This window comes from Ornithinimicrobium pekingense DSM 21552 (assembly GCF_000421185.1).
GTDB classification, from domain to species: Bacteria; Actinomycetota; Actinomycetes; order Actinomycetales; family Dermatophilaceae; genus Ornithinicoccus; species Ornithinicoccus pekingensis.
Genome location: NZ_ATWJ01000008.1, coordinates 263,890 through 283,224 on the forward strand (window position 1 = coordinate 263,890; position 19,335 = coordinate 283,224).

Below are 19,335 nucleotides of genomic sequence, written 5' to 3' on the forward strand. Positions count from 1 at the left end.
AGTCCGCGGGCCCCGGTCACCGGCCCGAAAAGGTGAACCCGCGGGCCGCGGGCGCGGCTTCTGGACGACGCCGCCTCGACGGTCAGCGGACCCGCGGCACCCCGTCCTCCAGGAAGACGGTGTGCCGCCCGTGGGCCCGCTCGGCGGCGACCACCGATCCCAGCAGCCGGTGGACGTAGGGCGCGACGTGCCCCGCCGCCTCCTGCGGCGTGCGCCAGTGGACGGCCCTGATCTCCGAGGGCTGGAGGGTGACGCGCTCGGGCAGGTCCGGGTGCTGGCCGAGGTCGAAGACCAGCAGCAGGGCGTCGGTCCACTGCTTGTAGGGCGGCAGCCAGTCGACCGCCACGAGGTCGCCGACGGGCAGGTCGACGCCGAGCTCCTCGCGCACCTCACGCTGCAGCGACGCCACCGGCGTCTCCGCCGGCTCGGCCACCCCGCCGACCAGGTCCCAGTCCTTCTTGTAGGTCAGCTCGCACAGCAGCACCCGCCCGGCGCCGTCCCCGACCAGCCCCTGGACGATGAGCCGCTTGGTCGGCAGGGAGGCGTCGAGCATCGCCAGGAACGCCTCCTGGGTGCCGGGCGCCGGGTCGTCGCGCAGGCGCGCCAGGCGCAGCACGTCGACGGGTATGCCGTCGCGCGAGACCCCCCGCCCGCGGGCGCGGCCCTCGGGGCGCAGCCCGGCGCGCTGCAGGACCTTGCGCAGGGCTGCCTGCTCCGGCGCGACGTCAGCCTCGACCCGGTGGTGTCCCGCGGCGAAGGCCTCCTCGACCAGGGCCCGCACCTGTCCCAGCGCACGCTCGGCCGCCTGCTCGCCGTCGACCCGCAGGTGCTGCAGGCCGACCAGGGTGACCACGCCCCGCTGGGCGGCGCGCAGCCCGGCACCCGCCTCGCCGTCGCCGTCCGGCGCCATACCCCTGACCTCCGTGCCGTCCCTCAGACGTGCCGCCGGCTGGTGATGACCCGGAAGCGCCCGGCCACGAACGCCGCGTCCGCGTAGGCGGCGTTGGCGGCCGGGTTGGCACCGGTGCCGTGGAAGTCGGAGAACGCCGCGGTCTGGTTGACGAAGATCTGCCCGGTGAGGTTCTCGGACAGCGCGACACCCGCGTCGGCCGCCGCGTCGCGGGCCGCGTCCAGGACCTGCTCGTCGGTGGAGTAGACGGCCGCGGTCATCCCGCCGTGCTCGCGCACCGTCTCGGTGAAGCGCCGCAGCGACTCGGCGGTGTCCTGCGTCCGCACGACGAAGGCCACCGGCCCGAAGCACTCCTGGGTGTAGGCGCCCGTGTTGTCGGCGAGGACCCCGACGAGTGCGGGCGTGCGGACCACGGCGTCGGGGTAGGTGGGGTGGGTCACCGCGCGGGAGTCGAGGACGACCTCCCCGCCCAGACGCTCGGCGAGCGCGGGGACGTGGGTGGCGCGGGAGCGGACGTCGTCGTTGACCGTCGCACCGAGGATCTCCACGGCGCGGGCGTCGTCGGCGGTGAAGCGGGTGATCGCCTCGGCGAGCCGGCCGGCGAACTCGTCCGCCGACAGGTGGCCCTGGTCGGTGTCGACACCGGTGGAGGGGACGTAGACGTTCTGCGGGGCCGTGCACATCTGGCCCGAGTAGAGGGAGAAGGAGAAGGCGAGGTTGCCCAGCATGCCCTCGAGGTCGTCGGTGGAGTCGACGACGACGGTGTTGAGGCCGGCCTTCTCGGTGTAGACCAGCTTGCCCTGCGCGGCGGCCTCGGTCTCCAGCCAGTGCCCGAAGCCCGGGCCGCCGGTGTAGTCGATGATCCGCACGGCCGGGTCCAGCGCGAGGTCCTTGGCGAGGGTGCCGCCGTCGTCCTCGGGTGCGAGCTGGACGAGGGCCCGGTCGAAACCGGCCTCGGCCAGCACGTCGCGGGCGATCGCGACGGTCAGCGCCAGCGGCAGCACGGCCCGGGGGTGGGGCTTGATGACCACGGGGTTGCCGGTGGCGAGGCTGGCGAAGATGCCGGGGTAGGCGTTCCACGTCGGGAAGGTGTTGCAGCCGATGACGAGGGCCACGCCGCGGGGCACGAGGCGGTAGTCCTTCTGCATGCGGATCGGCTCACCCTTGGCCGGCTTCTCCCAGGTCACCGAGGCCGGGATGCGCCGCTGCTCCTCCAGCGCCACGACGATGGCCTCGAGCGCGCGGTCCTGGGCGTGCGGGCCGCCGGCCTGGAAGGACATGACGAACGGCTGGCCGCTGGTGTGCATCACCGCGTGGGCCATCTCGTGGGAGCGGCGGTTGATGCGCTCGACGATCTCGGTGCAGACGGCGGCGCGCACCTCGGCCCCGGCGTCCCGCCAGGCGGGCAGGACGGCCTGGGCCGCGGCCATCGCCGCCGGGACGTCGAGCTCGGGGTAGCGCACGCCGAGGGCGGGGCCGTAGGGGCTGCGCTCGGAGCCGACGGTCCGGCCCGTGGTGGGCTGGTCGGCGAGCGCGGTGAAGTCCTTGTTGAGGTGCGCCTCGTGGGCCGCCTGCCCGTCCTGGGGGGCGGTCTCCCCGTAGACGCGCGGGCTGGGCGACTCGGGGTAGCGACTGTAGTAGCTGCGCTCGCGCAAGGCCTGGGTGGCCGCGTCGAGCGTCTCACGGTGCGTCTCGAGGAACGGGTGCGTCGTGGCGGTCTCGGGCATGGTCCCCACCCTACGAGGTGGCTCCGGCAGGTGCCGCGCCGCTCGCGCCCCCACCGGCAGTCCGGCGGCCCGCCCGCTGTCAGGCAAGCCGGCCAGGGTCGAGGACCACGCGGAAGAGGGCCCGCGGGTCCTGCAGCGTCGCCGGGGGCAGGGCCGCGGACCGGGGGACGACCCGCTCCCAGCGCACGGTGCGGCGGTGCGGCAGCGGGCCCCGGCCCGCGTAGGCGTAGCCGCCGGTCACCCGGCCGAGCAGGAGCCCGTCGCCGTGCTGCACCGGAAGTCCCACGAGGTCCCCCTCGCGCACCTCGTCCAGGAGGACCGCCAGCTGGCGCAGGTCCTTGGCGCGCCGTCGGCCGCTGCGGGCCAGGCCCAGGGCCGCAAGCTCCTCGGGCGGCACCCGGCCGGCGTCGACGTCCACGCCCGACTGCTCGCCGAGGCCGATGACCCCGGCGGACAGGCAGGTGGCCAGCTCGGCGTCCTCGCGCGGGCGGACGACCCAGGCGCTCACGCCCTCCGGTCGGGGACGGGTCGGCACGTCGTCGGCGTCCGGCCAGACGTAGGGCAGGTCCTCCGGCTCGGCACCGAAGCGCTCGGTGAAGAGGGGACGGTAGTAGTCGGGGTCCTTGGCCAGCAGGTTGGAGCGGTGGGACAGGTGCAGCGCCTCGTCGCCCAGCCATCCGGGCAGCAGGCCCGCCGCGGCGAGCTCGGCCTGCGGCACCCCCACGACCTGCGGCGCGAACTCGGCGATCATCGGCTCGGTGCTGTCGGCGTGCCCGCGCTCGCGCCAGTGCCGCACGGTGGCCAGCCCGTAGGCGACGAGCGCCTCGGTCCGCCCCCGCCACATGAGCACGACGGGGTGCGAGCCCCAGCCGTAGTCGGGCAGCTCCAGCGCGCGCAGCACCTGCAGGGTCTCCACCCGTTGCTTGCCCAGGCGGGCCGGGTCGAGCAGGCGGGCGCTCTCGTCGAAGTCGGGCACGGGCAGGAAGGTCTGCACCGAGCCATCCTCACCCAGCCGGGCGTCGTCAGCGCGACCGGCGCACCCGCTCCTCGTCCCACACCGGCTCGTCGGCCTCGTAGACCTCGCCGTCGGCCCCGAGGACCAGGAACCGGTCGAAGCCCCGGGCGAACCACCGGTCGTGGGTGACCGCGAGGACGGTGCCCTCGAAGGACCGCAGCCCCTCCTCCAGGGCCTCGGCCGAGTGCAGGTCGAGGTTGTCGGTCGGCTCGTCGAGCAGCAGGAGCGTGGCGCCCGACAGCTCGAGCATGAGGACGCAGAACCGGGCCTGCTGGCCACCGGAGAGACTGTCGAAGGTCTGCTCCGCCTGCAGTGCCAGCTCGTAGCGGTCGAGCACGCGGGCCGCCTCCTCCCGGGTGCGGCCCCGGCGGTGGTCGTCGCCGCGGTGCAGGATCTCCAGCAGGGTCCGCCCGGCGTAGCTGTTGCCCTCGTGGGTCTGGGCGAACCAGCCGGGCCGCACGCGGGAGCCGAGCCGTGCCGTGCCGGTATGCCGCACCGCCTCCGGGCGCGTCTCTCCCACCGGCTGGTGCTCGACGTCCGGGTCGCTGCCGCCCGCCGCCAGCAGCCGCAGGAGGTGGGACTTGCCCGAGCCGTTGGACCCGAGCACGGCGACGCGCTCGCCATACCAGACCTCGAGGTCGAAGGGCCGCATGAGCGGGTCGGCCGGGGCCGGCCCGTCCTGTCCGGGGGTGCCCGGGGCGAGCAGCTCCAGGCCCTCGCAGACGACCGCGCGCTTGGCGGTGCGACCACCGGTCAGCCGCATGGTCACATGCTGCTCGGCGGCCACCTTCTCCGGCGGGCCGGCCTCCTCGAAGCGGCGCAGCCGGGTCTGGGCGGCCTGGTAGCGGGCGGCCATGTCGGCGTTGTAGGCGGCCTTGCTCTTGTAGAGCTGCATGAGCCGGCGCAGCTTGGCGTGCTCCTCCTCCCAGCGGCGCAGCGCCTCCTCGAGCCGGGCGTTGCGCTCCTGCCGGGCCTGGTGCCAGGTGGCGAACGAGCCGGGGTGCGTCCAGGCCGTCGCCCCGGCCGCGCCCGCCTCGAGGGTGACGACGCGGGTGGCGGCCCGGCTGAGCAGCTCGCGGTCGTGGCTGACCAGGAGCACCGTCTTGGGGGTGGCCCGCAGCTGGTCCTCCAGCCAGCGCTTGCCGGGGACGTCGAGGTAGTTGTCCGGCTCGTCGAGCAGCAGCACCTCCTCCGGGCCGCGCAGCAGCGCCTCGAGCACCAGGCGCTTCTGCTCGCCGCCGGACAGGGTGGTGACGGCCCGCCACTGCGCGCGCTCGAACGGCATGCCCAGGGCCGCCGTGGTCACCTCGTCCCACCGGGTCTCCTGCTCGTAGCCGCCCGCGTCGCCCCAGTCGACGAGCGCCTGGGCGTAGGCCATCTGGGCCGGCTCGTCGTCGACCTCCATGATCGCCAGCTCGGCGGCGTCCAGGGCCCGCGCCGCGTCGGCGACGCGCCCCGGGGCGACGCTGACGAGCAGGTCGCGGACGGTCGAGTCGTCACGCAGCGAGCCGACGAACTGCCGCATCACCCCCAGGCCGCCGGTCCGGGTGACCGTGCCCCCGTGGGCGTCCAGCTCGCCCGCGACGATCCGCAGCAACGTCGTCTTGCCGGTGCCGTTGGGCCCGACGAGCGCGACGACGGCTCCCTCCCCGACGCGGAAGCTCACCTCGTCCAGCAGCGGCCTGCCGTCGGGGAGGACGAAGGAGATCCGGTTGACGTCGACGTGGCCCACGCGAGTCGATGGTGTCAGCGGCGCGGCGGCGCTGTCCACGGGTTTGGGCGGGGGCCACTCTCCTGGCCCTTCGTCCCGTGGAAGGGGTCACGTGGGAGTGGTCAGCATCTCGCCACTTCCACGTGACCGCCGGCCGCGCCGAGGGCACACAGCGCTCAGGCCGCCCGGCGGCGACGTCCTGCAAGCAGCGCTCGAGCGACCTGGTCCAGGTATCGGTCAGGGTAGAGCCGCCATCCCAGGACCGGGATCGTCAGACTGATCGTGTCAACGTCGCCGATCGCGAGGTCGTTGGCCCTGAAGGAGTCGTCCACGACCTTGATCCCTTGGTAGTGGTGAGCTCCCTGCACCTCGGCGTGAACCTTCTCCTTGTCCCAGAAGATGTCGAGATAGACAGCCCCGCGGGGGCCTGTACGTACAGCTTGCCGCGTCGGCACGGGCAGCCCTCGAGCGCGGCACGCCGCCGCGACGTCCAGCTCGTTGATCGACTGGGCTCCGTCGCAGACGTCTCGGATCACGACGTCCAGGAAGCGGCGTCGGCGCGAGGCTCGCACGGCGGACCAGCGTCCGAGCAGCACCGCCGGTGACACGAGCCGCTGCTGCACCACCATCGCCAGCACGGTGGCGGCCTCGCGGTCCGTGCGGGCCCACTGCGCGGCACGGACCGCCGCCACCTCCGGGCGAGTCCGGCGCAGACCGGCGAGCACGCACGGCCCGACGTCGCGCAGGGTGTGATGGCGCACGCCCCGCAGCGGACGGATCGTCGCGTTGCCCGGCACCGAGACATGGATCAGCTTTTCGGTCCAGTGCCTGAGGCCGGCGACCACCAGAGCGGACGGACCGTCCAGCACCGACCGTGGGCCGGACTCCCAGAGCGCCCGCCACAGCAACCCCTCGTCGCGGGGCCGCTGCCCGTCGATGCAGATGGTGTGGACGCCGGCCCGGTGCCAGACGCCCCGTCGGAGCTGCGCGTCGACGTCGTAGCGGGTCAGTCCTTCCGCCAGCAGGTCAGCACGCCGGACCACACCCCCGTGCCGCCGTGCCAGCTGCGCGGCGATGTCCCCCCGTCGGGCGAAGCGTTCCGCCGACGTCGGCCGCCCCACGGAGCCGCCGCCGGGTCCCGCGCCACCGCCCATCCGTCCATCTCCTTCACGACTCCGCGATCTCGTGCCCTGCCCAGCGTGGCAGAACCGCGCTGGCACGACGCCCGTCGTCCACAGCGCCAGGGCGGCGGTCACGTGGGAGTGACGCCATACTCGCCACTCCCACGGGACGCTTCGCCCAGCACAGCCGCTCGGTCGCCCGCGCACCGCGCGTGCCAGAGTGGCGCCATGGACGACAGCCCCGGCACCTCCAGCCCCCTGCTCAGCTCCCCGGCGGCCGAGCTGGCCGTCGCCGTCATCGGTGCCGGCGCCATGGGCAGCGGCATCGCCCAGGTCGCGGCGCAGGCCGGGCACCCGGTGCACCTCGTCGACAGCCAGCCGGGCGCCGCCGAGAAGGCCCTGGAGACGATGGGCGCGACGCTGGACCGCCTGGTCGGCAAGGGACGCCTGGAGCGTGCGGACGCCGACGCGACGCTCGCCCGGATCACGCCGATGACGACCGGCGACATGAGCACGGTGCCGCCGTCGGGGCTGGTCGTCGAGGCCGTGGTCGAGCACCTGGACGTCAAGCGGCAGATCTTCCGCCAGCTCGAGCAGACCCAGTCGCCCGCCGCGGTGCTGGCGACCAACACCTCGAGCCTGCCGATCGACGGCATCACCGACGAGGCCACCACCGGCCACGACGCGGCCCTGCACGGCGGCCGGTCCCCGCACATGGCCACCCGCGGGCGGGTCGTCGGGCTGCACTTCTTCAACCCGCCGCCGGTGATGCGGCTGGTCGAGGTCGTCGCCGGCACCCACTCCGACCCCAGGGTGGTCGACGACGCCGCGGGGCTGATGCGGCGCTGGGGCAAGGTCCCGGTCCGCTGCACCTCGACGCCGGGCTTCATCGTCAACCGGGTCGCCCGGCCGTTCTACGGCGAGGCGCAGCGGATGGTGCAGGAGGGGCTGGTCGACCCCGCGACCGTGGACCTCACCCTGCGGCGCGCCGGCTTCCGCATGGGGCCGATGGAGCTGACCGACCTCATCGGCCAGGACGTCAACCTCGCGGTCGGCGAGTCCGTGTGGCACCAGACCGGCGAGGATCCTCGCTACGCCCCCACCGACTACCAGCGCGGGCTCGTGCGCGAGCGTCGCCTCGGGCGCAAGACCGGCCACGGCGTCTTCCGGTATGACGACTCCGGCACCGCTCTCGACGCGACGCCCGACGAGCAGCTGGCCGACCGCCTCGTGGGCGGGCCGGTGCTCACCGACCCCGTGGCCCGGACGGTCGCCATGCTGGTCAACGAGGGGGTCGACCTGGTCGCCCGCGGGGAGGCGAGCGCCGAGGACGTCGACACCGCCATGAAGCTCGGCACCAACTACCCCAAGGGCCCCTTCGAGTGGCTGGCCGAGATCGGCGCCGAGACCGTCCGCGCGCAGCTGGCCGAGCTCGACCGGGCCTACCCCGGCGGGCGCTACCGCCCCAGCGAGGCGCTGTGAGCGAGCCCGACCTGACCCACGTCCGGCGCATGTGGGCCGACGACCGGGCCTCGGCGGCTCTGGGCATCGAGCTGCTCGACTGCGGGGTCGACACGGACGGCACGCGGCCGCTCGGCCACGCCCGCACCCGCATGCCGGTGAACGGGTCGATGGTCAACGGTCACGACATCGTGCACGGCGGCTACATCTTCACCCTGGCCGACTCCACCTTCGCCCTGGCCTGCAACGCCACGGGCCGGACCACGGTGGCCTCCGGCGGGGACATCACCTTCGTCACCTCGGCCCGGCTCGGTGACGTCCTCGTGGCCGAGGCCCGCGAACGGGTCACCTTCGGCCGCAGCGGCCTGACCGACGTCACCGTCACCCGCGAGTCCGACGGGGCCGTCGTCGCCGAGCTCCGCGGGCGCAGCCGCGCCCTCCCGCCCCGCTGAGACACGCCATACCCTGCCTCTGACCGACGAGAAGGACCGCTCATGTCACTGCCGACCATTGACGCCCGTCCCGACCTGCACGACGAGGCGGAGCGCTGGTCCGTCGACCAGCTGCGCGCCGAGCAGCTGCGCCGGCTGCAGGGTTGCGTGCGCCGCGCCCACGACGGCGTCCCGCACTACCGGCGGCAGCTGGAGGAGCGCGGCGTCCACCCCGACGACATCCGCAGCCTGGAGGACGTCCGGCTGCTGCCCTTCACCACCAAGGCCGACCTGCGCGACAACTACCCCTTCGGGATGCTCGCCGTGCCGCGCGAGCAGTGCGTGCGCCTGCACGCCAGCTCCGGGACCACCGGACGGCCGACGGTCGTGGGCTACACGAAGCAGGACATCGACACCTGGGCCGGGCTTGTCGCCAGGTCGCTGCGCGCGGCCGGGGTGCGCCCCGGCGACCTGGTGCACGTCGCCTACGGCTACGGGCTGTTCACCGGCGGGCTCGGCGCGCACTACGGGGCCGAGCGGCTGGGCTGCACCGTCGTGCCGATGAGCGGCGGGCAGACCGAGAAGCAGATCCAGCTCATCCAGGACTTCCGCCCCGACGTCATCATGGTCACCCCCTCCTACTTCCTGGCGCTCGTGGACCACGTCAAGGAGCTCGGCCTGGACCCGGCCGAGACCTCGCTGCGCGTCGGCGTCTTCGGCGCCGAGCCGTGGACCGAGGCGATGCGCGCCGAGATCGAGCAGACCTGCCGGATGCACGCCACCGACATCTTCGGGCTCTCGGAGATGATGGGGCCGGGCGTCGCGCAGGAGTGCGTCGAGACCAAGGACGGGCTGACGCTGTGGGAGGACCACTTCTACCCCGAGGTCGTCGACCCGCTGACCGACGAGCCGGTCGCCGACGGGGAGGAGGGCGAGCTCGTGCTCACCGCGCTCACCCGCGAGGCGATGCCCGTGCTGCGCTACCGCACCCGCGACCTCACCCGTCTCCTACCCGGCACCGCCCGTCCGTCGATGCGCCGGATGGCCCGGATCACCGGCCGCTCGGACGACCTGATGATCGTGCGCGGCGTCAACGTCTTTCCCACGCAGATCGAGGAGATCGTGCTAACGGTCGAGGGGCTGTCGCCGCACTTCCAGTGCATCCTCACGCGCCCGGGGCGGATGGACCAGCTCACCGTCAACGTCGAGGCGGTCCCCGGCACGGACCCCGCCAGGTATGACGTGCTCGCGCGGGAGGTCTCCCACCAGATCAAGTCGCGCATCGGCACCAGCGCCCAGGTGGTGGTCCTCGGGGAGGGCGGCATCGAGCGGTCGGTCGGCAAGGCCAGGCGGATCGTGGACCAGCGCGAGCGCGGCTGACGGGCGGTGGGCCGGTCACGATCCGGTCACGCCTGCGGCGCGGCCGTTGCCGCACGTCGGCCCCCCTGCCTATGGTCCCGCTCATGACGTCGTGGTGGGGCTGGGCGCTGCGCCGTGCCCGGGCCTCGACGGGCCTGCTGCTGACCCTGCTGGCGCTGGTGACGGCCACGACCGCGATCCTGGCCGGTGCTGTCGGCTACTCCGGCGCGGCCGCCACGACCGCGGCACGCGAGGCGCTGACCGGGGCCGTCCCCGGCGAGGCCGGCATCCGGGTCCAGACCCGCCAGGCCGAGGACCCGCAGGCCCAGGACGCGGCCGCGCGGCAGCGCATCGCGCAGGCCTTCGACCCCGCCCCCGTCAGCGTGCAGCGCACGGTCGTCAGCACCCCCCGGCCGGCGTCCCTCGACGGCACCCGTCTGGACGGGGGCCTCGTCGCGGTCGCCAGCGGCTCGCTGACAACGGACGCCCCCGGGGCCGGCGAGCGGGTCGACGTGGTGGAGGGGTCGTGGCCGCGGGAGGGCTCCCTGGAGGGCATGCTCCACGCCGGGACGGCCACCGAGTGGGAGGTCTCGGTCGGGGACACCCTCGAGGTCGGCGGCGCCGAGGTCGCCGTGGTCGGGCTGTGGCGCCCGGTCGACGCCGAGGACGCCTTCTGGTTCGGCGACCCTCTCGTCGCCGCCGGCCGCGACGGCGACCAGCGCGGCCCGCTGGTCGTGGCGCCGGGGTCGGTCGGCGACCTGGTGGACGCCCCGTTCGTGCGGTGGACCGTCCAGCCCGACGCCTCGCAGATCCAGCCCGACGACCTCGCCCACCTCGCCTCGGCGGCCGGCAGCCTGCGCTCGTCGCTGAAGACCCCCGAGGTCGAGGTCCGCGGCGTGACGGTCGACGGCGACCTCGCCCCGACGGCCGCGACCGCCTCCCGCAACCTGGCCACCGCCAACGCGCTCGGCGTCATCCCGCTCTCGGTGCTGACGCTGGTGACCCTGCTCGCGGTCACCCAGCTGGCCCGGCTGCTGTCGACCACCCGCGAGGCGCAGGCGCAGCTGCTCGTCGCGCGTGGCGCCACGCGCACACAGGTCCTCGTGGGCACCGTCGCCGAGGCCGCCGTCGTGACGGTCGTCGGTGCGGCGCTCGGCGCGCTGGCGGCGTGGGCGGTGCTGGGCACGGTGCCGGCCGGCGACGCCCAGGGGGCCACGGTGGTCCGTGTCGCCGCGGTCTCCGGTCTCGCGGTCCTCGCCGTGCTCGCGGCCGTCGCCGTGCTGCAGGTGCGGCGCCTGACCGCCGGCGGCCGCGCCGACATGTCCGGCCGGACCCGGGCGGCCACCGCCCTGGCCACGCTCGTCCTCGTGCTCGGCGCCGCGGCCGTCGCCTGGTGGCAGCTGCGCCGGACCGGTTCGCCCCTCGTCACCCGCGAGGACGGGACGCTCGGGACCGACCTCGTGGCCGGTGCCGCGCCCGCGCTGCTGCTGGCCGCCGCCGCCGTGGTCGCCATGGCGCTCCTGGGTCCCCTGGGCCGGCTCGCGGAGAGCCTCACCCGGCCGTCGCGCCGGGCCGGCGGTCACCTCGCCGCCGCGCAGGTCTCCCGGCGGCTGCCCGTGTATGCCGTGCCGGCCGTGCTCACCGTCCTCGCCGTCGGTGCCACCACGCTCGCGGGCCTGTACTCCGGCACCTCCGCCGCGCTCCGGGACAACCTCGCCGCCGTCGCCCAGGGCGCACCGGTCCGGGCCAGCCTCGACGAGCCGCCCCGCACCACCGCGCCAGGCGCCGTGCCGGCCCCGCCCGCCCTGCCCGAGGTCCCGGGCAGCACCTCCACCCCCGTCTGGCTCGACGCGGACGCCCGGCTGGGCGACCTGACGCTGCCGTTGACGATGGCTGACGTCGAGGAGCTGGGACGGGTCGCCAGCGTGCCCGACCTGCCGGAGGACGCGCCGCTGGTCCCGGCCGACGCCCTGACCACCGAGGCCGCGGCCCGGGAGGGCCTGGCCGTGCCCGAGGGGACCCGGGAGGTCACCGCCGTCCTCGACGTCGAGCTGACCGTCCCCGAGCGCGACCTGACGACGATCCAGCGCGGCTTCGAGCAGACGGTCAGGGACGTCCAGGAGGGCACCTACGGCGCACCGCAGGAGGACCTGGAGGCCGCCCGGTCGGCGGCGCGCCAGATGACCGACTCCATGCTGCTGACCTCCATGGGACAGGTCGAGTGGGGCGTCACGCTGCTGCTCGTCGAGCAGGGCAGCGGGCTCTACCAGGAGGTCAGCTCCGCCCCGGTCACGGTCGACCTGCCGCAGGTGCGGCCGCCGTGGCTCGACCTCGACGCGGCAGCCGACCCGGCGCCGGGCGAGGACCCGGTCGCGGAGGTGCCCGAGGGCACGGTCGTGGACTACACGCTGGCGCAGGTCCGTCAGGGCGGCGGCAGCGCCGACCTGACGTTCACCCTCCCCGAGGGCACGGCCTGGACGCTGACGGGGGTCCGGCTGTCCACGCCGCGCCACCAGGACTCCTTCTGGGGGTTCGTCTCCCCCGCGGTGGAGGCGAGCCTGTCCCTGCGGACCGACGACGGCACCGACCTGCTGGGTGCCCCGACCGCCGGGTGGGGCTCGGACCAGCTCGCCACGCCGGAGGCGGTCGCCAGGGCTGAGGAGGCCAACGCCGGGCTCGACCCGGAGGAGACCACGACGACCGTCCTCCCGGACGGGAGCGTGCTGGTCTCCGACGGCGCCACCGCGGTCTTCGGCGCGCTGGACACCAGCGGGCCGAGGTGGTCGATCAGCGCCGACTCCGACCACCTCTTCCCGGAGGCGGCCACGGTGGGGCCCGGGCTGGAGGTGGAGGATGCCACCGTGACGGGGCACGGTGCTCCGCCACCGGACGACGTCCCGTCCGAGGATGCCGCGCTGCCGGTCGCGCTCACCGTCCAGGCCGCCCGGGCCGCCTCGCTCACCCTGGGCGACCGCGCCGAGCTGACCGCGTTCAGCACCCGGCTGCCGGTGCGGGTGGCCGCCGTGGTGCCGGCCGTCCCCGGCACGCTGGCCCCGCAGGCGGTGCTGCTCGACCGTGACACCGTCGCCGCCCACTACGCGCAGGCGGGGCGCACGCTGCCCCACCCCACCGAGCTGTGGGTCCGCCCGGCCGGCGGGGACGCGGCCCCCGTCGTCGAGGAGCTCGCCGGGGCCGAGGGCGTCGGCGCCGTCGCCGGACCCGGCCGGGTCGCCGTCACCGACGCGACCAGCGCCGCCCGCCTGGTCTTCTGGGTCGCCTCCGCCGGCGCCGTGCTCCTCGCCGTCACCGGCATCGCGGCGGTGGCCGCCACGCTGCTCGGCCACCGGCGGGCCGAGGTCGCGGTGCTGCGCGCCCTGGGTATGCCGCCGCGCACCCAGGCGCGCTCCCGCGCCCTGGAGCTGGGCGGGGTCGTGCTGGCCTCGATCGCGCTGGGCCTCGTGGCCTCCTGGCTCGTGGGGCTGGCCGTGGTGCCCGAGCTGGCGCTGTCCACGACCCTCCCCGGGCAGGTGTCCCTGCCCTCGGCGCTCCTGCTGGAGCCGGGGCCGTGGGCGGTGCTGCTGGGCGTCGGCCTCGTCGCGGTCCTCGCGGTCGTGCTGCTGCAGGCCGGGCGGGTGCGTGCGCAGGCCCTCGACGGCGACTACCGGGAGGAGATCCGGTGACCGGCCGGCACAGCGCGCGCCGCGGGCGGGGGACCACGCCCGCCGGGCTGGCCTGGCGCCAGTTCGCCGCGGACCCGTGGGTGTCGGCCGCCCTGGCCCTCCTCGTCGGCCTCGTCTCGTTGCTGGTCACTGCCGTGCCACGGGCCCTGGAGGACGTGCAGGCCCGCCAGCTCGCCCAGGACGTCAGCGCGCTGTCCGCCCTGCAGCGCGACGTCACCGGGGCCTGGGGCACCACGGTCGAGTCACCCTTCGCCGTCGACCCGGCGGACGGGCAGGCGACCGACCCCTGGCAGCCCTTCCGCGACGGCGCCGAGCAGGTGCGGCTGGCGCAGCCGGAGCCCCTGCGCTCCCTGCTGCAGCCGGCGCAGATGCACTCCTACCTCACCAGCGACATCACGACGGTCCCGCCGATCGAGTCGACCTACTACGCCGCCACGGTCACCGTCTTCGCCGACCCCGACCTGGAGCGCCACGTCGAGCTCGTCGAGGGCGAGTGGCCCGAGCTGCGGGCCCCCGCGGGCCCCGACCCGGACGCCCCCGTCGGCCGCACCCGGCCCGCCGGCACCCAGCCGGACCAGGAGGAGGACGCAGCCCGCACGACCGTACCGGTGGTGATCCTGGACGAGGCGGCGGAGCGGACGCACTGGGAGGTCGGGGACGAGATCGGCGGAGGGCTGGAGCTGGTGGGCACCTACCGTCCCGTGGACCCCGACGACCCCCGCTGGCAGCACGTGCCCAACGGGACCTCCATGGGCATCCTGGCCGACCCCAACCGCGGGGAGGCCGCACAGGTCACGGCATACCTGAGCCCGCGCAACCGCGGCAGCCTCGGGCCGCCCGCCTCGGTCCGGACCCAGCTCTGGTATCCCGTCGACACGTCCGCGCTCACCACCGACCGCGTCGACACCACCCTGGTGCGCCGCCAGCTGACGCGCATGCTCGCCCAGCAGCACGTGATCGTGCCGGCGGGCGACCCCTCGCTGGGCACCCTCGAGGGTCCGCAGGTCCCGTCGTTCACGACCGAGCTCACCTCGGCCCTGGACCAGGTCGCCCGCCAGCAGCGCGCCACCTCCTCGCTGCTGGCGGTCGTCGCCGCCGGCCCGCTCGGTGTCGCGGCGGCCGTGACCGCCCTGGGCGCACGCCTCGTCGTGCAGCGCCGGCGCCCGGCACTGGCCCTGACGCTGGCGCGCGGTGCCAGCCCGGTGCAGCTGCGCCGCCTGGTGGCGGCGGAGGGTCTTGCCCTCGGCGTCCCCGCCGCGCTGGCCGGCCACCTGGTGGCGCGTGCGGTGCTGCCCGGCCCCGGGCGGTGGTGGGAGTGGGCGGCGACAGCGGTCGTCGCGCTGGTCCCCGCCGTCGCCCTGGCTGCCTCGCTGGAGGACGCCTCCCTGCTGCAGCGCCGCAGCGACCTGTCGGCCCGCGGGCGCAGCCGGTGGCGCTGGGTGGTCGAGGTGGCCGTGCTCGGCCTGGCCGCGCTGGCGACCTGGCGGCTGCTGGACCGCGAGGCGCGCGGGGACGAGGCGGCCGAGTCGGGCATCGACCTGCTGGCCGCCGCGGCGCCGGTGCTGCTCGCCCTGGCGGCCTGCGTCGTGGCGCTGCGCCTCTACCCGCTGCCGCTCGGCCTGCTCACCCGGGTGCTGCGCGGCCGCTCCTCGCTCACCCCCTTCCTCGGGGCGGCCCGCGCGCTGCGGGACCCCTCCGGAGGTCTCGTGCCGGCCCTGTCCGTGGTCCTCGGCACCTCCGTCGCCCTGGTCAGCGCCGTGCTGCTGACGACGGTCACCCAGGGCGCGGAGGCGGCGGCGTGGCAGGGCAACGGTGCGTCCGTGCGGCTCACCGGTCCTGTCGTCGACGACGCGCTCGTCCAGCAGATCTCGCAGGTCGACGGTGTCACCGCCGTCGCCCGCGTCCGTGACCTCGGCTCCCGCCTCGACCTCGTCGTCGACGGGGAGCGGCAGAGCCTGCGCCTGCTCATCGCCGACGACGGCCTGGAGCGGGTGCTGGCCCCGCCGTCGCAGGCGGCCGGTCCGCCCGAGGCTTTCTGGGACGAGGAGGGCCCGGTGCCGCTCGCGGTCGGCGGGGACGTGTCCGTGACCACCGGCGAGGGCACGCTGGGCACCCTGCGTGACCCGGTGCGCGTCGTGGGCGCCCTCGACGACGTGCCCGGGGTCCAGACCCCCGGTAGCTGGGCGCTGGTCGAGCGCTCCCGGTGGGAGGCGGCGGGCCGCACCACGCCGCTGGCCAGGACCGCTCTCGTCGCGGTCGGCGAGGGGCAGGACCCCGGACGGGTCGCCGAGGAGGTCCGCGGGCTCATCGGCTCGGGGGTCGTCACGACCGTGCAGGAGGAGCTCGACGACTTCACCTCGGCCCCCGTGACCACCGGGCTGACGCGGGCGTTCGTCGGGGCCGCCCTGGTCAGCGGCCTGCTCACCGTGCTCGCCATCGTCGTGGTGCAGCTCATGGGCGCCTCGGCGCGCACCCGCCTGCTCGCCGTCCTGCGCACCCTGGGCCTGGGCCCCCGCCAGACGCGGGCCCTCACCTCGTGGGAGCTGGGCCCGCTGCTGGTCACCTCGCTGGTGGTCGGCGCCGTGCTCGGGCTGGCGGTGCCGTGGGTGCTCGTGCGGGCCGTCGACCTGCGCGGCCTCACCGGGGGCGGCGCGCAGCCCGCCCTCTCCCTGGACCCGGTGACCGTCGGCGGGGTCCTGCTCACCGTCGTGCTCACGGTCGTCCTGGCCGTGTCCGTCAGCGCCTGGCTCGCCGGGCGCACCAACCTCGCGCAGTCGCTGCGCGTCGGGGAGGAACGATGAACCACACCGACACCCGCACCCCCGACCGGGCCCGGGCCGCCGCGCCGACCCCCGTCGTGCGCGAGCACGGCGGGCCGGACATCTGGTGCGAGGACCTGGTCCGCATCTACTCCACCGAGGGGGTCGAGGTGCAGGCACTGCAGGGCCTCAACCTCGTGGTCGACCCCGGTGACGTCGTCGCGCTCGTCGGGGCCTCCGGCTCGGGCAAGTCGACCCTGCTGGGCATCCTCTCCGGCCTCGACCGCCCCACCGGCGGCCGCGCCCGCGTCGCCGGCGTCGACCTGCTGACGATGAGCCGTGCGCAGCGGGTCGACTACCAGCGGCACGTCGTCGGCTTCGTCTGGCAGCAGACCTCGCGCAACCTGCTGCCCTTCCTCACCGCCGCCGACAACGTGGCGCTGCCGATGGTCATCAGCAGCCGCACCGACCGCGCCGCCCGGGTCGGCGAACTGCTGGACCTGCTCGGCGTGGCCGACTGCGCCGACCGGCGCCCCTCCCAGCTGTCGGGCGGGCAGCAGCAGCGGGTCGCGATCGCCACCGCCCTGGCCAACTCGCCCGCCGTGCTCCTCGCCGACGAGCCCACCGGAGAGCTCGACGACACCGCGTCCGAGCAGGTGCTCGAGGCGATGCGCTCCGCGGCCGCGGAGCTGGGGACCACCGTGCTGGTCGTCACGCACGACCCCACCGTGTCCGACCACGTGCGGCGCACCGTGCAGATCCGCGACGGCCGCACCTCCACCGAGGTCCTGCGTCAGCGGGTCGTCGGCGAGGACGGCGTGGAGCGGGTCGTGGCGCGGGAGTACACCGTGATCGACCGCGCCGGCCGCATCCAGCTGCCCCGCCAGCACGTGCACGAGCTCGGGCTGCACGACCGCGTGCGCCTGGAGAAGGAGGCCGACCACGTGCAGGTGTGGGCCGACGACCAGGACCACGGGCTCCCCACGGACGACGCCGCGGGGACGGAGGAGGCGCGATGACCCAGCACACCGCATACCCCGGGACCCCCGGCACGAGCGGCGCGGTGCTCACCGCGCGCGACCTGCGCCGCACCTTCGGCACGGGCGCGGCCCAGGTGCACGCCCTGGCCGGTGTCGACCTCGAGGTGCCCGCGGGCCGGCTGACGGTCGTGCGGGGGCCGTCCGGCTCGGGCAAGACCACGCTGCTCAACCTGCTCGGCGGCCTGGACCGGCCGACCTCCGGGGAGGTGGTGCTCGACGACGGCCGGGTGCTGTCGGCCCTGCCCGAGCGGGACGTGCTGGCGGTGCGGCGCGAGCGGATCGGCTACGTCTTCCAGAGCTTCGGTCTGGTCCCGGTGCTGTCCGCGGCAGAGAACGTCGAGGTGCCGCTGCGGCTGCAGCGCACCGCACCGGTGGAGCGGGCGAAGCGGGTCGCCGAGGTCCTCGAGCTCGTGGGGCTGGGACGGCACGCGACGCAGCGTCCCTACGAGCTGTCCGGCGGCCAGCAGCAGCGGGTCGGCATCGCCCGCGCCCTCGTCTCCCGGCCCGACATCCTGATCGCCGACGAGCCCACGGGGCAGCTCGACTCGGAGACGGCCGGCACGATCATGGACCTGCTCGTCGAGCTCACGCACAGCCGCGGGATCGCCTCCGTGGTCTCCACCCACGACGCCGTGCTCATCGGCCGGGCCGACCAGCTGGTCGAGCTGCATGACGGGAAGCGCGTGACGGTGGCACCATCAGGGGATGAGCACTGACGACCAGCCCACCGTGCCCGTCCCGGACGGGGTGGCGGAGGGCGACCTGCCCGAGCCCGGTGAGTTCCCGACGACCCGCGTCCACCAGGGTTACCGGCCCGAGCAGGTCGACGCGCTGATCGAGGACGTCTTCGACGCGGTCCGCAGCGGCGGGCCCGCACCGTCCATCGCCGACGCCAAGTTCGAGCCCACGCGCGGGGTGCGCAAGGGCTACGAGGAGGAGGCGGTCGATACCTACCTCGACGAGCTCTCCGAGGCGGTGGGCCAGCAGCCGACCCCCGAGCCCGACGACGGCACCGGGACCTCGCACGAGGTGGAGTGAGGCCCCGCATAGGGTGAGGACATGCGCGTCCTCGTGACCGGCGGTGCCGGCTACATCGGCTCCCACACCGTCCTGCAGCTGCTCGCGGCCGGCCACGACGTGGTGGTGGTCGACGACTTTCGAAACGCCAAGCCTGCCGTGGTCGAGCGGCTCGAGGAGCTCTCCGGGCGTCACGTCCCCGTGCACGCCTTCGACGTCGCCGACCGCGACAAGCTCGACGTCGTCATGAGCGACCCGTCGGCCCCGGTCGAGGCCGTGGTGCACTTCGCCGCCCTCAAGGCGGTCGGGGAGTCGGTGGCCCGGCCGGTCGCCTACTACCGCAACAACATCGACGCGACCCTGGAGGTGGTCGACGCGATGGTCCGCCACGGCGTGCGCCACCTGGTCTTCTCCTCCTCCGCCACGGTCTACGGCGCCGACGCACCGGTCCCGATGACCGAGGACCTGCCGACCTCGGCCACCAACCCCTACGGCTGGACCAAGGTGATGAACGAGCAGATCCTGCGCGACGTCGTCGTGGCCCACCCCCAGCTGCGGGTCGCGCTCCTGCGCTACTTCAACCCCGTCGGGGCCCACCCCAGCGGCCGCATCGGCGAGGACCCCTCGGACATCCCCAACAACCTCATGCCCTACGTCGCCCAGGTGGCGGTGGGCCGCCGGGAGAGGCTGTCGGTCTTCGGCGACGACTACGACACCCCGGACGGCACGGGGGTGCGCGACTACATCCACGTCGAGGACCTGGCCGCCGGCCACGTCGCGGCGCTCGACCGGATCAGCAGCCACGACCGGCCGCTGTCGGTGTGGAACCTCGGGTCGGGCACCGGCACCTCGGTGCTGGAGCTCGTGCGCGCGTTCGAGGAGGCCAGCGGGCGTCCCGTGCCCTACGAGGTGGTGGACCGCCGGCCCGGCGACGTCGCGGTCTCCTACGCCGACCCCTCCCTGGCCGAGCGGGAGCTGGGCTGGCGCACGACCCGGACGGTGCGCGACATGTGCGCCGACACCTGGCGCTGGCAGCAGGGCAACCCGGAGGGCTACCCCGGGTGAGGCACGCCTCGCCTACTACGGGACCGTCGTAGTAGACTG

At 75.1% G+C, this 19,335-nt stretch carries 14 protein-coding genes; 9 read left to right on the plus strand and 5 right to left on the minus strand.

All coding sequences use genetic code 11. The features are described from left to right. Positions 1 to 82: 82 nt before the first annotated feature. From K330_RS24210 to K330_RS19660, 5 genes are all read right to left on the minus strand, one after another. Positions 83 to 910 carry an NUDIX hydrolase gene (locus tag K330_RS24210; RefSeq protein ID WP_051145498.1) on the minus strand — a complete coding sequence of 276 codons (828 nt, stop codon included), beginning with the start codon at positions 908 to 910 and terminating at the stop codon, positions 83 to 85. Between the two features lie 23 nt (positions 911 to 933). After that, positions 934 to 2,637, minus strand: a complete 1,704-nt coding sequence (gene paaN, locus K330_RS0106660) for a phenylacetic acid degradation protein PaaN (RefSeq protein ID WP_022921060.1) — start codon at positions 2,635 to 2,637, stop codon at positions 934 to 936. A gap of 79 nt (positions 2,638 to 2,716) precedes the next feature. Beyond that, positions 2,717 to 3,631, minus strand: a complete 915-nt coding sequence (locus tag K330_RS0106665) for an MSMEG_6728 family protein (RefSeq protein WP_022921061.1) — start codon at positions 3,629 to 3,631, stop codon at positions 2,717 to 2,719. A 28-nt stretch (positions 3,632 to 3,659) separates the two neighbouring features. Then, positions 3,660 to 5,384, minus strand: coding sequence for an ABC-F family ATP-binding cassette domain-containing protein (locus K330_RS0106670; protein ID WP_022921062.1), 1,725 nt, complete (start codon positions 5,382 to 5,384; stop codon positions 3,660 to 3,662). Between the two features lie 155 nt (positions 5,385 to 5,539). Further along, positions 5,540 to 6,517, minus strand: coding sequence for a type IV toxin-antitoxin system AbiEi family antitoxin domain-containing protein (locus K330_RS19660; RefSeq protein ID WP_022921063.1), 978 nt, complete (start codon positions 6,515 to 6,517; stop codon positions 5,540 to 5,542). A 195-nt stretch (positions 6,518 to 6,712) separates the two neighbouring features. Between K330_RS19660 and K330_RS0106680 the strand changes: the two genes are divergently transcribed. From K330_RS0106680 to galE, 9 genes are all read left to right on the plus strand, one after another. Next, positions 6,713 to 7,966: a 3-hydroxyacyl-CoA dehydrogenase NAD-binding domain-containing protein gene (locus tag K330_RS0106680; protein ID WP_022921064.1), complete on the plus strand. Its 1,254-nt coding sequence runs from the start codon at positions 6,713 to 6,715 to the stop codon at positions 7,964 to 7,966. Further along, the gene (locus K330_RS0106685) at positions 7,963 to 8,397 is read left to right on the plus strand and encodes a hotdog fold thioesterase (RefSeq protein ID WP_022921065.1); all 435 of its coding nucleotides are present in this window, start codon (positions 7,963 to 7,965) and stop codon (positions 8,395 to 8,397) included. Before K330_RS0106680 ends, K330_RS0106685 begins: the two co-directional genes overlap by 4 nt. Positions 8,398 to 8,439: 42 nt before the next feature. Then, the gene (gene paaK / locus K330_RS0106690) at positions 8,440 to 9,756 is read left to right on the plus strand and encodes a phenylacetate--CoA ligase PaaK (protein WP_022921066.1); all 1,317 of its coding nucleotides are present in this window, start codon (positions 8,440 to 8,442) and stop codon (positions 9,754 to 9,756) included. Positions 9,757 to 9,839: 83 nt separating this feature from the next. Beyond that, positions 9,840 to 13,415, plus strand: a complete 3,576-nt coding sequence (locus K330_RS0106695; RefSeq protein ID WP_156875716.1) for an FtsX-like permease family protein — start codon at positions 9,840 to 9,842, stop codon at positions 13,413 to 13,415. Then, positions 13,412 to 16,216, plus strand: coding sequence for an ABC transporter permease (locus K330_RS0106700; protein WP_022921068.1), 2,805 nt, complete (start codon positions 13,412 to 13,414; stop codon positions 16,214 to 16,216). Before K330_RS0106695 ends, K330_RS0106700 begins: the two co-directional genes overlap by 4 nt. Then, positions 16,213 to 17,193, plus strand: coding sequence for an ABC transporter ATP-binding protein (locus tag K330_RS19665; RefSeq protein WP_022921069.1), 981 nt, complete (start codon positions 16,213 to 16,215; stop codon positions 17,191 to 17,193). The genes K330_RS0106700 and K330_RS19665 overlap by 4 nt, the downstream gene beginning before the upstream one ends. Beyond that, on the plus strand, positions 17,190 to 17,930 hold the full coding sequence (locus K330_RS0106710; RefSeq protein WP_022921070.1) for an ABC transporter ATP-binding protein: 741 nt from the start codon (positions 17,190 to 17,192) through the stop codon (positions 17,928 to 17,930). Before K330_RS19665 ends, K330_RS0106710 begins: the two co-directional genes overlap by 4 nt. Continuing rightward, positions 17,920 to 18,252: a hypothetical protein gene (locus K330_RS0106715; protein WP_022921071.1), complete on the plus strand. Its 333-nt coding sequence runs from the start codon at positions 17,920 to 17,922 to the stop codon at positions 18,250 to 18,252. Before K330_RS0106710 ends, K330_RS0106715 begins: the two co-directional genes overlap by 11 nt. 21 nt (positions 18,253 to 18,273) lie before the next feature. After that, positions 18,274 to 19,296: a UDP-glucose 4-epimerase GalE gene (gene galE / locus K330_RS0106720; protein ID WP_022921072.1), complete on the plus strand. Its 1,023-nt coding sequence runs from the start codon at positions 18,274 to 18,276 to the stop codon at positions 19,294 to 19,296. Positions 19,297 to 19,335: the final 39 nt, after the last annotated feature.